A 13,153-nucleotide genomic window follows, 5' to 3' on the forward strand; every position below is an offset into this window, starting at 1 on the left:
CGCTAGGGGAGGGCCGGCACACGAGCTCAGGTGTGTCGGGCCACGACCAGGGCTGCCGCCGCCAGGACGGCGAACGCCAGCGACGTGCTCCGGTACGAGCCGAGCGCCGACGTCACGAGCTCGCCCAGGAGCGGGCTGACCGCGATGGCGACGGCGATCGGGAGGTTGAAGCGGCCGAAGATCGTCGCGTAGGACTCCGCGCCCCAGCGGTCGGACACCGCCGTCGCCACCGACAGGGTGTGCGCACCGCGCACCGCTCCGACGAACACCGCGCCGACCACGACCAGCGCGCCTGGTGCGGCCGTGACGGCGACCGCGAGCAGCGCCACCGTCGTCAGCCCGACCTGCGCGACGGTGAGCAGTCGCGGCGTACCGCGCCGGCTGAGGGGGAGGAAGGCCAGTCGGCCGAGCAGTTGGCCCGAACCGACGAGCCCGAAGACGACGGCGGCCTCGCGGTAACCGAAGCCGATCTCCTGCAGCAGCGGCACCATGTTGAGGGTCACCGCGTACAAGCCGGCCCCGGCCACTGCGAGGGCGATCCGGGCGTTCACGAACTCGCGGGTCCGAACGATCGCGCGCACGAACTCCGCGTGCGCGGCGCCGGTGCGACGTGGTCGTCGCCAGCGTGGAGAGAGCAGCAGCAGCGCCGCGGCGGCCGACAGCACCCCGTAGCCGAGGCCGAGGACGAGGAAGGCCGGCTGCCATCCGAGACCGTCGATCAACCCGGCGGTGACGGGGGCGAAGGCGGCAGACGAGATGCCACCGGCCAGCGTGACCAGGGTGAGCGGCCACGCGCCGCGTGCCGGGAACCACTGGGAGATCGCGGCGAACGCCGGGGGGTAGAGGGTGCACGCCTGCGCCGCACCCACCACCACCCACGCCGCGGCGAAGACCGGAAAGGAGGAGGTCGTGGCCGAAGTGGCCACCGCCACTCCGCCGGCGGCGGAGCCGATCGTCATGACCGGCCGGGGCCCGAACGCGTCCACCCACCTGCCCGCCCTGGGGCCGATCACGGCGGCGCACACCAACGAGGCGGTGAACACGGCGGGCACCACCACGGGTGACCACGCGTTCTCGGCCGCGATCCGCGGAGCGCCCAGGGGGAGGGAGTAGTAGAGGACGCCCCAGCTGAGGAACTCGACGACGCACAGGCCGGCGAGCGCCCGGGAGGCGGTCACGGGCGGTCGACGTCCCAGGCGGGCGTGCTCCGGTCCGGCAGCAGGGCGGCACGGCGCCACAGGGGCGAGCCCGGCGGCCGGACGACGGTCACCGTGCCGGCCGCCGACGGCAGCGTGGCCAGGTACGGCTGGGGGTCCACCGAGGCCGCCGCCTCGCCTTGGGCGGTGGCCTCGTCCGGTGGCGGGGCGGTCAGCAGCCAGTGCGCGGTCCGGGCGAGCGACAGGTCGCCATGCCAGGTACCTCCCTGCTCCCGACTCCGGGTGACCGCGCTCATCGTGGCCGCTGCCGCGAGGTGCCCCGTGGCGTGGTCCAGCGCCTGCACGGGGAGCGCGCCGGGGATGCCGTCCGCGGCGCAGAGGTCGGCGATGCCGGTGGCCGCCTGGACGATGCTGTCGAAGCCCCGCCGGCTCCGCCAGGGCCCGGTCCAGCCCCACGCCGAGAGAGCGACGACGGCCAGGTGCGGATGACGCGCGCGGAGCGACTCCGGGTCCAGGCCCCACCGGGCGAGGGCGCCCGGCCGGTATCCCTGCAGCACGGCGTCCGCCCCGGCCAGCAGGTCTTCGAGGACGCGGCGGTCGGTGGGCGAGCGGAAGTCGAGGAGGACGTGCCGTTTCCCCACGCCGGTGTCCAGGAGCCCGCCGGCGTCGTCGGGACGTTCCGGGTCGTCGACCCGCAGGACGTCGGCGCCGTGGGAGGCGAGCGTGCGGCCCGCGACCGGCCCGGCGATGACCCGGGTGAGGTCCAGTACGCGCAACCCACCGGGCCGGACCGCACGGCGGGGGCCGTCGGCGACCTGTCGCAGGGACAGCAGTGGCAAGGCCGCGACGACCTGCCCCTGAGGCGATCCCGCCCACTCCTGCCTGCTGCGCACCGCTGCGGCGGCGCCGCCCGCCGCGACGATCGCGGCCTCCAGGTCCCGGGCCGCGGCTCCCACGGCTGCCGCCTCCGGGTCCGGCCCGAGCACGCTGAGGACCGCGTCCCGGTGATGCGGGTAGTTGGCGTGGAGCCGGATCCAGCCGTCGGCCGTGCGCAGGAACCGGGACAGGGGCGCGAACCCGGGCCCCACCGAGCGGTCGCCGAGACGGACGTGCCGCTCGCTGCGGAAAGAGACGCCGACGTGCGCGGCGTCGAGCCGGACGACCCGGGGCCGTCCGTGCCCGGCCAGCCGTCGGGCGGCCAGCAGCTGGGTGGTGACGGCACCGACGGCCAGCCCGGCCACGGGGAGCGACGACGGCAGGCCGGCCGTCCCCGTCGTGCGGACGATCCCCTGGGGCAGGTCCTCGTCGGTGAGTTCGTGCCAGGCTGCTCGCGCGAGGTACTCGGCGACCTGGTCGACGGAGCTCATCGGTCGCGATCCGCCTCCTCCGCACCGGGGGAGAGGTGGGCCACGAGCAGCTTGGTCAGCAGCACGGGCACCAGCCACGCCAGGTCGGCGGGTGCGACGGCGACGACGGAGAAGAGACCGACGCCCAGGGAGACGGCCGACAGCGCCACGGCGCGTCGCAGCTCCGGCGGTGCGGCCAGCACCGCGACGGCCGCGAGGAGCGTGGCGCCGTACAGCAGTGCGGCCGAGCCGACCTCGTAGTCGCGGTGGACCAGGGCGAGCAGCAGCGGCTGCACGTGCAGGGCGACGAACCCCAGGTGCCGGGCGGCGCTGCTGTGCGGGCCGTGCCAGCGGCGGCTCCCCGACGGCACGGCGTTGGCGACCGCTCCGCCGAAGAGGTCGAACGCGACCACGGCGGACACCACGGTGGCCAGGACGCCGAGCCCGGCGCGGTCGGCGAGGACCACCGCGAGCACGGTTCCCGCGCTCGCGGTGGTGTACGTCAGCACGAGTTCGGAACGGGTTGCGCCCGGCGCGACCAGTCCGTCGTTCAGGGCGCGCACCGCCCGGACGGCGGTCACCGAGCCGGCCCCGCGGCGGCGAGCCGGCGCACGCCCTCATTCAGGACGGGCCCGGGCACGCTGGCGAAGCACAGCCGGAGGGCGTGCCGCTGGGCGCCGGCGACGGAGAACGCGGTGCCGGGGACGAAGGCCACCCCGCGCTGCAGCGCGGTCGGCAGCAGCGCCGAGGTGTCGGTGCCGTCCAGGAACTCCGCCCAGCAGAACATGCCCCCTGCCGGCGTCCCGATCGACAGCCGGTCGCCGAACGCCGAGGCGAGGGCGGTGACCAGGTGCTCGGCCCGCCCGCGGTAGAGCCGGCGCAGCGCACCGACGTGGTCCTGCAGCCGCCGGGCGTCGGCGCCGGCCTCCCGGAGGACCACCTGGGCGAACGTCGAGGTGTGCAGGTCGGCGGCCTGCTTGATCCGAGTCATCGCGGCGAGGACCGGACGGGGCGCGGTCAGCCAGCCCACCCGGAGCCCAGGCGAGAGGATCTTCGAGAAGGTCCCGAGGTGGGCGGCGCGCTCCGTGTGCGCGGCCACGGGTGACGGCGGCTCGCCGTCGAACGGGAGGAGCCGGTAGGCGTCGTCCTCCACGACCAGGAAGCCGTAGCGGTCCGCGAGCGCGGCGAGGTGCCGCCGCCGATGGTCGGGCAGGGTGCTCCCGGCCGGGTTGTGGAACGTCGGGGTGACGTACACGAGCTTCGGCCGCAGGCCGCCGCGCAGCCGCGCCTCCAGGTCCGGGGTGCGCATCCCGTCGCGGTCCTGCGGCACCGCGGTCAGGTGCGCTCCGGCGGCCGTGAAGGCCTGCAGGGCACCGATGTAGGCGGGGTCCTCGACGACCACCGGGTCGCCCGGGTCGAGCAGCGCCCGCGCGAGCAGGTCCAGCGCCTGCTGCGATCCGGTGGTCACCAGAACGTCGGGCGCGGTCACGGGCCGGCCCAGCCAGGTGCTCTCCCAGCCGGCGAGCAGCTCCCGGAGCTCGGGATCCCCCTCGGTGAGGGAGTACTGCAGGCCGCCGGGGGAACGGGCGGCGACAGCGGCGCACTCGCCGAGCCACTCGACGGGAATCGCCGCCTCGGCCGGCAGGCCGCCGGCCAGGGAGACGATCTCCGGGCGGGCGGTGACGGCGAGCAGGTCGCGGATCGTCGAGGACACGGTCGCCGCGGCTCGCGCCGACAGCAGACCGGCTGCCCACGCCCCCCAGTCCGGGACGGCGCAGTCGTGGGGGACCGAGGGATCGTCCGGCCGGACGGGAGCGGTGCGCATGGCCGCCTCTCTTCGCGGGGGCGCCACGCCGCGCCCGGGGGCACAGCGTCACTCCGCCACCGACCGCGGACCAGGGCCAATGCGGCCGCAGGTGGTCCGGACTCCCCGGCGGGAAGCGGTCCAATCCGGGCGAGTGGCCTCCTGCCCGCGCCGCGGTCGCCGGGCGATCCTCTGACCCGGAGGTCAGGTGGACGACGATCGGACCGGGGTGGACGCCACCTCGCTGGCGGCGCTGCTGGGGCAGTGGAGCACCGGACGGGGTTCCCTGCAGGTCCAGCTCGAGCGGGCGCTGCTGCGGGCGCTGCGGCGTGGCGACCTGCCACCTGGCACCCGCCTGCCGCCCGAGCGGACGCTGGCCTCGGCCCTGCGGGTCAGCCGCGGAACGCTGGCCACGGTCTACGACGCCCTCCGCGACCAGGGCTGGCTCGACAGCCGGCAGGGGAGCGGCACGTGGGTGCGGGTCGACGCGCCACGGCCGCTGGCCGTCGTCACCGACCCGGTCGGTCCGGCGGCGCGGGCGCGCTGGCTGAGCTCGCGCCTCATCGACGCCGGGGACGACGTGGTGGACCTCTCGGTCAGCGCGGTGTGGGACATGGACCCGCTGCCGGACGAGGTGTTCGCGGCGCCGACCCGCGAGCAGCTGCTCGCCGACGGTGCCGGGCACGGCTACCAGCCGCTCGGTTCTCCGCGCCTGCGAGCGCTGATCGCGCGGATGTACGCCCAGGCGGGGGCCGCAACCTCGCCGGAGCAGGTCCTCGTGACCACCGGGGCCCAGCAGGCCCTGGCCCTGGCCGCGGCCGCGACGCTCCGACCCGGAGACGCGGTGGTCGTGGAGAGCGCGACCTACCCCGGGGCGATCGACGCCCTGGCGCGGGCCGGTGCCCGGTTGGTCGCCGTCCCGCCCGAGGGCGAGTGGGCGTCGGTGCAGGTGCTCCGCGACGCGGTCGAGCGGTCGGGGGCCCGGATGGCCTACCTCATGCCCGCCTGCTCCAACCCCGGCGGCCGGGTGATGCGGGAGGGACGCCGGCGTGCGCTCGCCGAGCTCTTCGACGGGCTCGGCGCGTACCTCTTCGCCGACGACGCCCTCGATCCGCTCCCGCTGCCCGGCGGTCCCCGGCCGCTGGCGGCCTTCGACCGCGCCGGCCGGGTGCTGACCGCGGCGTCCCTCAGCAAGGTGGCTTGGGCCGGCCTCCGGGTCGGCTGGCTGCGCGCGCCCGAGGAGGTGGTGGCCCGGGTGGCCCGGACCCGCGCGGCGAGCGACTACGGCATGTCGCTGCTAACCCAGTCGGTCGCGGCGGCGGTCCTCGAGCGCGCCGAGTCGCTCACCTCCGCCCGCCGGGCGGTCCTCACCGAGCGCCGCGAGCTGGTGCGCACCCTGGTCGCGCGGCTGCTGCCGTCGTGGCGCTGCGCACCCGCCGACAGCGGGCTGTCGCTGTGGGTCCGCTTGCCGGCCGGGGACGCCGACACGTTCCTCCAGTACGCCTACCGGCACGCGGTCACGGTGACCCCGGGCAGCGTGCACAGCGTCGACGACTCGGTGCTCGACCACATCCGGATCTCCTGCACACAGCCGCCCGACGTGCTGCAGGAGGGCGTCTCCCGGCTCGCCCGGGCCTGGGAGGAGTACGTCCGGGGAACGGGCCGGCCCCCCGGCGCTCCGGACGACCGCGTGGGCGCCTGAAGCCGGCGCGACGCGGCGCAGAGAGATCCACTGGGCGCCGCATTGGCCCTGGCCGGGCCGGTCGGCGGGCACCACCATCCGGCGAGGCCGCCAGCGCGAGGCCGGCAGCGCGAGGAGGAAGGGACATGACGACGCCGATGGACGAGAAGAGCTTCCTGATCCTGCACGGCTGGCCGAATCGCCGGCCGGTCGGGCACTGGCAGCGCTGGCTGGCCGATCGGCTCGCCGAGGACGGCGCGCAGGTGCTCTACCCGCAGCTGCCCGAGCCGGATGCGCCGGTGCTGGCGGACTGGCTCCTGGACCTGCGGCGCTACGCGGCGGCCATGCGCGGTGCGGAGCGGGTGCTGGTCTGCCACAGCCTGGCGGTCCTTCTGTGGTGGCAGGCGGCCACCTCGGCCGAGCCGGTCCACGCCGACCGCGTCCTGCTCGTCGCCCCGCCGGCGCCCTCGTTCGTCCGGCAGGAGACGGTGGCGGCCTTCGTGCCGGACCGGATGGAGACCGAGCCGCTGGCCCCCGGGATCGCCGCGACCGTCCGGCTGGTCGCCAGTGACGCCGACCCGTACTGCCCCGGCGGTGCGGCCGCGCTGTACGCCGAGCGCCACGGCCTCGATGCCGACATCGTGCCGGGTGCCGGGCACCTCGACCTGCCCGCGGGTTACGGCGACTGGCCGTCGGTGCTGGCCTGGTGCCGGGACCCGTCGGTCAGGATCACCGGCCGCGAGGGATGAGCGGCATGGCGGCCGGGTTCATCGGCCTCGGGGTCATGGGCCAGCCGATGGCGCACGCCCTCGCGCGGGCCGGCACGCCCCTGGTCGTCTGGAACCGCTCCGCCGTGCGAACGGAGCCGTTGCGCGCCGCCGGAGCGACGGTCGTGGCCAGCCCGGCCGCCGTCTTCCGGCGGGCCCGGACGGTGCTGCTGATGCTCGCGGACGCCGACGCGGTCGACGCCGTCCTGGGCCGGGGCACCGACGGCTTCGCCGACCGGGTCCGCGACCACGTCGTCGTCGCCATGGGTACCACGTCACCCGAGTACTCGGCCCGGCTCGCCGAGGACGTCCGTGCGGCCGGCGGGGAGTACGTCGAGGCGCCGGTCTCCGGCTCCCGCGTCCCGGCCGAGCGCGGCCAGCTGGTCGGCCTGCTGGCCGGCGACGCCGACGTCGTCGCGGAGGTACGGCCCCTCCTGGCGCCGATGTGCCGCCGGACCTTCGTGTGCGGCCCGGTGCCGGACGCGCTGCGGATGAAGCTGTCGGTCAACCTCTTCCTCATCACGCTGGTCACCGGCCTCGCCGAGGCGTTCCACTTCGCCGACCGCCACGGCCTCGACCTCCGTGCGTTCCGCGAGGTCCTCGACGCCGGGCCGATGGCCAGCGAGGTGTCGCGGATCAAGGCGGCCAAGCTCCTGGACCGCGACTTCGCCGTCCAGGCGTCCATCGCCGACGTCCTGATGAACAGCGGCCTGGTGGCCGAGGCGGCTGCTCGTGCCGGCGTCGCGGTGCCGCTGCTCGAGGTCTGCCACGCCCTCTACGGGGAGACCGAGGCGCTCGGCATGGGGCGGGCCGACATGGCCGCGGTCGTCCGCGGGATCGAGGCGCGGACCGGGGCTGTGGGGCGGTCGGCACCCGGCGGCGGCTGAGCGCCGACGCGATCAGGCGACGTCGGTGCGCGCGTCGGCCAGGTACTCGCGGACGGCCGACTCGGGCACGCGGAACGACCGGCCGACGCGGACGGCGGCCATCTCGCCGCCGTGCACCAGGCGGTACACGGTCATCTTCGACACGCGCATGATCGAGGCGACCTCGGCGACGGTCAGGAAGGCGACCGCGGGGCGCTCGGCCGGCCGCTGGGGCATCGACCGCTGGGGCATCGGCCGCTGGGGCATCGGGTGCTGGCCCACGGGGCGCTGCGCCATCGGGCGGTAGTGGGCGTTGACGGCGGGGCGGGCGAAGGGGGCAGCGGGGGAGCGCTGGGGCAGGGTCACGGGGGTTCCTCTCGGGAGCGGTCCAGGGGCACGGGCCGGGCTCGTGCGTGCTGGTACTGACCGTAAAGGCGCCGTCGCTGTCCGTGGAGGTCCGAGACGGACGAGACGAACCGGTCCGCTTCGTCAGATGTTGTGCCTGTGCCGCACGGGGCGCTCAGGCCGCGACGGTCACCCCGCACACCGGGCAGACCTCCAGCTCCCGCCGGCCCCACCGCGCGATCGGCAGGAAGAAGACCGTGAGCTGCCGGGACTCCCGGATCCGCGCCCAGGTGGTCGTGTTGCCGCAGTTGGGGCAGGTGCGCACCGCTCCGGGCCCCAGCTCCCGCTGCTTGGTGCCGAACCCGAAGAGGAAGAACACCGGCCCAGCCTAGGTGGGTGCGGGCCGGCCCGCCGGGTTGCAGGACACTGGACCGGTGCAGCAGCCCCAGGTCCCCGCCGACCAGATCCTGGCCGCGGCGACGCGGATCACCGACGCCCTGCTCGAGGTGCAGACCCGGGTCAACCAACAGATCGACGACACGCTCACCGACCTCCTGCCCGGCGTGCAGCAGCGGCTGGGCGTGCCGCAGGCCGACCCCGTCGACCTCGGCGGCCTGGTCAACGCCCGCATCACCGCGCTCAGCGTCGTCGTCACGCCGGCGGCGGTCGCCGCCGTCGTCCCCCTGACGCCGGAGTCGGTGGCCACCACCCGGGACGGGCGCCGCGCCACCACCGACGTCCTCGCCGGGCGCGATCCGCGGCTGGCCGTCATCGCCGGGCCCTGCTCGATCCACGACCCGGCCTCCGCCGTCGAGTACGCCGGCTTCATCGCCCGCATGCGCGAGCGGCACGGCGCGGACCTCGAGATCCTCATGCGCACCTACACCGAGAAGCCGCGCACCGAGGTGGACTGGAAGGGCTTCGCCTACGACCCCTTCCTCGACGGGTCCAGCCGGATCAGCGTGGGGCTGGTCGCCACCCGCATGCTCATGGTGGCGATCACCGGCATGGGCGTGCCGGTGGCCGCGGAGCCGCTGAACGCGCTCACCCCGCAGTACGTCAACGGCCTGGTCACCTACAACGGCGTGGGCGCCCGCAACGTCACCGACCAGACCGCCCGCGAGCGGGTGTCGGGCTTCTCCTCCGTCATCGGCTTCAAGAACTCCCCGGAGGGCAGCATCGACGCGGCGATCTCGGCGGTGCTCACCGCCCGGGCGCCGCACGAGTTCCTCGGTGTCGACGCGCACGGGGTGTCGGCCCAGCTGTCGACCACCGGCAACGACACCGGCCACGTCATCCTGCGCGGCGACAAGAACGGCCCGAACTACTCCGCGGCGCACATCGCCGACACCCGCCGGCGGCTCGCGGCCCGGGGCCTGCCGGAGGTCGTCGTCGTCGACGCCTCGCACGGCAACAGCCAGAAGGACCACGTGCGCCAGGTCGACGTCGTCCGCGACCTGGCCGGTCAGATCGGCGGCGGTGAGTCGGCCATCCGCGGCGTGATGATGGAGAGCCACCTGGTCGCCGGCCGGCAGGACCTCGACCAGCAGCACCCCGAGCGGCTGCAGTACGGCTGCAGCGTCACCGACGCCTGCATGGACCTGCCGACGACGGAGATGCTGCTCGCCGAGCTCGCGGCGGCCGCCCGCGCGCGGCGGGGGTAGCCGGGCGGCCGGGGGTCAGCAGCGCGGGATGACCGGGCTGCCGGCCCGCCCCTCCTCGCCCCAGCGCACCCAGTCGCTCAGGGGCGAGCGGGGGGCGGGGACCGGCCGGGCCGGGCGCTCGGCCGCCCGCCGGCGTGCCGGGGAACGCGCGTCCTCGCAGCGCACGTGCGTCAGGTAGTGCTGGAGGGGTGCGGGGTCGCCGCCCCGGCGGCGGGCGGCGACGTCGTGGCGGGCCTCCCACTCGCAGGCGAGCTTCTCGGCCAGCGACATCGACAGGGGATCGGGAGCGGGCACGGTGCGGCTCCTTCCGCGACGGTGCGGTGGTGCTCCTCGATGCTGCTCCCGCCGCGGCCGGCGCACCAGGGTCCGGCGGCCCTCAGAGGGCGTCGGCGTAGCCCTCCGCCGCCAGCGAACGGGCCACCGGCGGCGAGTGCCGGACGGCCACCGCGCGCCCGGCCCGCCGGGCGACGGTCAGGTGGTCCAGCAGCAGCTCCAGCCCGCGCTCGGACAGCGCGGTGACCGAGCCGGCATCGATGGCCGCCACCCGCACCGGCTCGCGGCCGTAGCGGTGCAGGTAGGCGTCGACGGCCGGCCCGTCGACGTGCCCGGCGAGGCACAGCACGCCCCCGCCGGAGGTGTTGAGCAACCGGACGACGCCGCGGGCCGGGACCACCCGCCCAGTGTGCCGCGCGACGGCCGCCCCGACCGGCCGTCGCCGGTGGGCCCCGGGCCGACCGACTAGGTTGGACCCCCGGCGGACGAGCGGCGATCGGCGAGGTGGGCGCAGTGGGCAGGTCGGTGCTGGTGACCGGGGGGAACCGGGGGATCGGGCTGGCCATCGCCCGGGCCTTCGCCGAGCAGGGCGACGCGGTGGCGGTGACGCACCGCGGCAGTGGCGCCCCCGACGGCCTGTTCGGCGTGCAGTGCGACGTCACCGACGCCGAGGCGGTCGACCGCGCCTTCACCGAGGTCGAGCAGCACCAGGGCCCGGTCGAGGTGCTGGTCAGCAACGCCGGCATCACCCGCGACGGGCTGCTCATGCGGATGAAGGAGGCCGACTTCGCCGACGTCGTCGACGCCAACCTCACCGCGGCCTACCGGGTGGCCAAGCGCGCCTCGGCGAAGATGGTCCGCGCCCGCTTCGGCCGGATGGTGTTCGTCTCCTCGGTGGTCGGGCTGCTGGGCTCGGCCGGCCAGACCAACTACGCGGCCAGCAAGGCCGGGCTGGTCGGGCTCTCCCGCTCGATCGCCCGCGAGCTGGGCAGCCGGGGCATCACCGCCAACGTCGTCGCCCCCGGGTTCGTGCGCACCGACATGACCGCCGAACTGCCGGAGAAGCGGCAGCAGGAGATCCTCGGGCAGGTACCGCTGGGCCGGTACGCCGAGGCGGACGAGATCGCCGGCGTCGTCCGCTTCCTCGCGAGCGACGCGGCCGGATACATCACCGGGGCGGTCGTCCCGGTCGACGGTGGACTGGGGATGGGGCACTGATGGGAATTCTCGAGGGCAAGAAGGTCCTGATCACCGGGGTCCTCACCGAGGCCTCGATCGCCTTCGCCACCGCGCGGATCGCGCAGGAGCAGGGCGCCACCGTCGTGCTCTCCAACTTCGGCCGGGCCCTGTCGCTGTGCCAGCGGATCGCCAAGCGGCTGCCGCAGGAGGCCGCCGTCGTCGAGCTGGACGTGACGAACACCGAGCACCTCGCGACGCTGGCCGACCGGCTGCGCGAGCAGGGCTTCGACACCCTCGACGGCGTCGTGCACTCCATCGGCTTCGCGCCGCAGGAGGCGATGGGGGAGGGCTTCCCCGAGGTCGCCTGGGAGCACGCCGCGACCGCGTTCCAGGTCTCGTCGTGGTCCTACGCCTCCCTCACCCAGGCCTGCCGGCCGCTGCTGGCCAACCCCTCCTCGGTCGTCGGGCTGACCTTCGACGCCTCCGTCGCCTGGCCGGTCTACGGCTGGATGGGCGCGGCCAAGGCGGCCCTCGAGTCGGTCAGCCGGTACGTGGCCCGCGAGCTGGGCCCCGAGGGCGTGCGCTCCAACATCGTGGCCGCCGGGCCGCTGCGCAGCATGGCCATGAAGTCCATCCCGGGCAGCGCCCAGTTCGAGGAAGCCTGGGAGGGCCGCGCGCCGCTGGGCTGGTCGGTCACCGACACCGAGCCCGCCGGCAAGGCCGTCGTCGCCCTGCTGTCGGACTGGTTCCCGGCCACCACCGGGGAGATCGTGCACGTCGACGGGGGCTTCCACGCCGTCGGCGTCTGAGCGCATCCGATCCACCCCGTACGACCGAAGGACTGCCGTGCCGCTCGCGACCGACGTCGACCTCCACCCCGGCCAGCAGCCCGACGAGGACCCCTCGCTGGCCGTCCGCAACAACGGGGGCACGCCGCCGCCGGCGACGCCGGCGCCGGCCGGCCGCCGGGAGGCGCTGCTGGTGCTCTCCTTCGGCGGTCCGGAGGGGCACGACGACGTCATGCCCTTCCTCGAGAACGTCACCCGCGGCCGCGGCATCCCGCGGGAGCGGCTGGAGGCGGTGGCCGAGCACTACCACCACTTCGGCGGCGTGAGCCCGATCAACGACCAGAACAAGGCGCTGATCGCCGCGGTCGAGGCCGACCTCGCCGCGGCCGGCATCGCGCTGCCGGTCTACTGGGGCAACCGCAACTGGGCGCCCTACGTCGAGGACACCTGGCGGCAGATGGCCGGGGACGGCATCGAGCACGTCTACGTCTTCGCCACCTCGGCCTACGCCTCGGCGTCGGGCTGCCGGCAGTACCACGAGGACGTCGCCCGGGCCCGCGCCGCGCACGGCCCCGGCGCCCCGACGGCGGAGAAGCTGCCGCACTACTTCGACGCCCCCGGCTTCGTGCGGGCCAACGCCGACGCGCTGGCCGCGGCGCTGGCGCAGCTGCCGGAGGAGCAGCGCGGCACCGCGCGGCTGGTGGCGACCGCGCACAGCATCCCCGAAGCGATGGCCGCGGTCGCCGGCCCGGACGGCGGCGCCTACCAGGACGAGCTGCACGCCGCGGCCCGCGCGGTGGTCGACGCCGTCGAGCCCGGCCGGGCCTACGACCTGGTGTGGCAGAGCCGCAGCGGCCCGCCGTCGGTGCCGTGGCTGGAGCCCGACGTCAACGACCACCTGCGGCTGCTGGCCGCGGCGGGGGAGACCGCCGTCGTCGTCTTCCCGGTGGGATTCGTCAGCGACCACCTCGAGGTGATCTGGGACCTCGACAACGAGGCCCGCGAGACCGCCGCCGAGCTCGGGCTGACCTTCGTGCGGGCCGGCACCGCCGGCACGCACCCGGCGTTCGTGGCGACCGTCCGGGAGCTGCTCGCCGAGCGGCGGGCCGGCGGGCCGCCGCGGCTGGGCACGAACTGCCCGGCCGCCTGCTGTTTCGTCGCCCGTCCGCGGCGTTGAGCGGAGTGGGGGGGGGGGGGGGGGGGGGGGGGGGGGGGGGGGGGGGGGGGGGGGGGGGGGGCGGGGGGGGCGGGGTCGTGGGGGTGCGGCACGTGGTCGCCAGGAC

General features: G+C 75.8%; 15 protein-coding genes. 7 read left to right on the top strand and 8 right to left on the bottom strand.

All coding sequences use genetic code 11. The annotated features are described in order from the left end of the window. Positions 1 to 26 precede the first annotated feature (26 nt). From ACI79R_RS20920 to ACI79R_RS20935, 4 genes are read right to left on the bottom strand one after another with little or no spacing between them, the layout of a single operon-like run. On the bottom strand, positions 27 to 1,178 hold the full coding sequence (locus ACI79R_RS20920) for an MFS transporter (protein ID WP_456575601.1): 1,152 nt from the start codon (positions 1,176 to 1,178) through the stop codon (positions 27 to 29). Next, on the bottom strand, positions 1,175 to 2,524 hold the full coding sequence (locus ACI79R_RS20925; RefSeq protein WP_456575602.1) for a CoA transferase: 1,350 nt from the start codon (positions 2,522 to 2,524) through the stop codon (positions 1,175 to 1,177). The genes ACI79R_RS20920 and ACI79R_RS20925 overlap by 4 nt, the downstream gene beginning before the upstream one ends. Next, positions 2,521 to 3,084: a hypothetical protein gene (locus ACI79R_RS20930; RefSeq protein ID WP_456575603.1), complete on the bottom strand. Its 564-nt coding sequence runs from the start codon at positions 3,082 to 3,084 to the stop codon at positions 2,521 to 2,523. Before ACI79R_RS20930 ends, ACI79R_RS20925 begins: the two co-directional genes overlap by 4 nt. Beyond that, positions 3,081 to 4,217: an aminotransferase-like domain-containing protein gene (locus ACI79R_RS20935; protein ID WP_456575604.1), complete on the bottom strand. Its 1,137-nt coding sequence runs from the start codon at positions 4,215 to 4,217 to the stop codon at positions 3,081 to 3,083. Before ACI79R_RS20935 ends, ACI79R_RS20930 begins: the two co-directional genes overlap by 4 nt. A 298-nt stretch (positions 4,218 to 4,515) precedes the next feature. Here ACI79R_RS20935 and ACI79R_RS20940 point away from each other — a divergent pair, with 298 nt between their 5' ends. From ACI79R_RS20940 to ACI79R_RS20950, 3 genes are all read left to right on the top strand, one after another. After that, entirely contained in the window at positions 4,516 to 6,009 is a 1,494-nt protein-coding gene (locus ACI79R_RS20940; protein ID WP_456575605.1) for an aminotransferase-like domain-containing protein, read from the top strand. A 125-nt stretch (positions 6,010 to 6,134) separates the two neighbouring features. Further along, a complete protein-coding gene (locus tag ACI79R_RS20945) occupies positions 6,135 to 6,737 on the top strand; it encodes an RBBP9/YdeN family alpha/beta hydrolase (RefSeq protein ID WP_456575606.1) in 603 nt (200 codons plus the stop codon). A gap of 5 nt (positions 6,738 to 6,742) precedes the next feature. Beyond that, positions 6,743 to 7,642, top strand: coding sequence for an NAD(P)-dependent oxidoreductase (locus ACI79R_RS20950; RefSeq protein ID WP_456575607.1), 900 nt, complete (start codon positions 6,743 to 6,745; stop codon positions 7,640 to 7,642). 12 nt (positions 7,643 to 7,654) lie between these two features. Here the strand turns inward: ACI79R_RS20950 and ACI79R_RS20955 are convergent, their stop codons facing one another. Together ACI79R_RS20955 and ACI79R_RS20960 are read right to left on the bottom strand one after the other, a co-directional pair. Next, positions 7,655 to 7,987 (bottom strand): excisionase family DNA-binding protein, encoded by a 333-nt coding sequence (locus ACI79R_RS20955; protein WP_456575608.1) that lies wholly within the window; start codon positions 7,985 to 7,987, stop codon positions 7,655 to 7,657. A gap of 154 nt (positions 7,988 to 8,141) precedes the next feature. Further along, entirely contained in the window at positions 8,142 to 8,345 is a 204-nt protein-coding gene (locus ACI79R_RS20960; RefSeq protein WP_456575609.1) for a zinc-ribbon domain-containing protein, read from the bottom strand. Between the two features lie 55 nt (positions 8,346 to 8,400). On the opposite strand from ACI79R_RS20960, the gene ACI79R_RS20965 reads away from it, so the two are divergent. Beyond that, complete coding sequence (locus ACI79R_RS20965; RefSeq protein WP_456575610.1) at positions 8,401 to 9,630, top strand: 3-deoxy-7-phosphoheptulonate synthase; 1,230 nt, start codon at positions 8,401 to 8,403, stop codon at positions 9,628 to 9,630. 15 nt (positions 9,631 to 9,645) lie between these two features. Here ACI79R_RS20965 and ACI79R_RS20970 read toward each other — a convergent pair whose 3' ends face one another. Together ACI79R_RS20970 and ACI79R_RS20975 are read right to left on the bottom strand one after the other, a co-directional pair. Next, positions 9,646 to 9,924, bottom strand: coding sequence for a hypothetical protein (locus ACI79R_RS20970; RefSeq protein ID WP_456575611.1), 279 nt, complete (start codon positions 9,922 to 9,924; stop codon positions 9,646 to 9,648). An 82-nt stretch (positions 9,925 to 10,006) separates the two neighbouring features. After that, a complete protein-coding gene (locus tag ACI79R_RS20975; RefSeq protein WP_456575612.1) occupies positions 10,007 to 10,303 on the bottom strand; it encodes a hypothetical protein in 297 nt (98 codons plus the stop codon). 113 nt (positions 10,304 to 10,416) lie between these two features. Here ACI79R_RS20975 and fabG point away from each other — a divergent pair, with 113 nt between their 5' ends. The 3 genes from fabG to ACI79R_RS20990 are packed head-to-tail and all read left to right on the top strand — an operon-like array spanning position 10,417 to position 13,047. After that, positions 10,417 to 11,121, top strand: a complete 705-nt coding sequence (gene fabG, locus ACI79R_RS20980; protein ID WP_456575613.1) for a 3-oxoacyl-ACP reductase FabG — start codon at positions 10,417 to 10,419, stop codon at positions 11,119 to 11,121. Next, the gene (fabI, locus tag ACI79R_RS20985) at positions 11,121 to 11,891 is read left to right on the top strand and encodes an enoyl-ACP reductase FabI (protein ID WP_456575614.1); all 771 of its coding nucleotides are present in this window, start codon (positions 11,121 to 11,123) and stop codon (positions 11,889 to 11,891) included. The genes fabG and fabI overlap by 1 nt, the downstream gene beginning before the upstream one ends. Before the next feature lie 37 nt (positions 11,892 to 11,928). Beyond that, complete coding sequence (locus ACI79R_RS20990; RefSeq protein WP_456575615.1) at positions 11,929 to 13,047, top strand: ferrochelatase; 1,119 nt, start codon at positions 11,929 to 11,931, stop codon at positions 13,045 to 13,047. Positions 13,048 to 13,153: the final 106 nt, after the last annotated feature.

The organism is Blastococcus sp. SYSU D00820 (assembly GCF_054050695.1).

Bases quoted from the DNA above. Each gene is read 5' to 3' on its own strand.
- ACI79R_RS20925 (WP_456575602.1), bottom strand. From the start codon at position 2,524: ATGAGCTCCGTCGACCAGGTCGCCGAGTACCTCGCGCGAGCAGCCTGG.
- ACI79R_RS20945 (WP_456575606.1), top strand. From the start codon at position 6,135: ATGACGACGCCGATGGACGAGAAGAGCTTCCTGATCCTGCACGGCTGG.
- ACI79R_RS20950 (WP_456575607.1), top strand. From the start codon at position 6,743: ATGGCGGCCGGGTTCATCGGCCTCGGGGTCATGGGCCAGCCGATGGCG.
- fabI (WP_456575614.1), top strand. From the start codon at position 11,121: ATGGGAATTCTCGAGGGCAAGAAGGTCCTGATCACCGGGGTCCTCACC.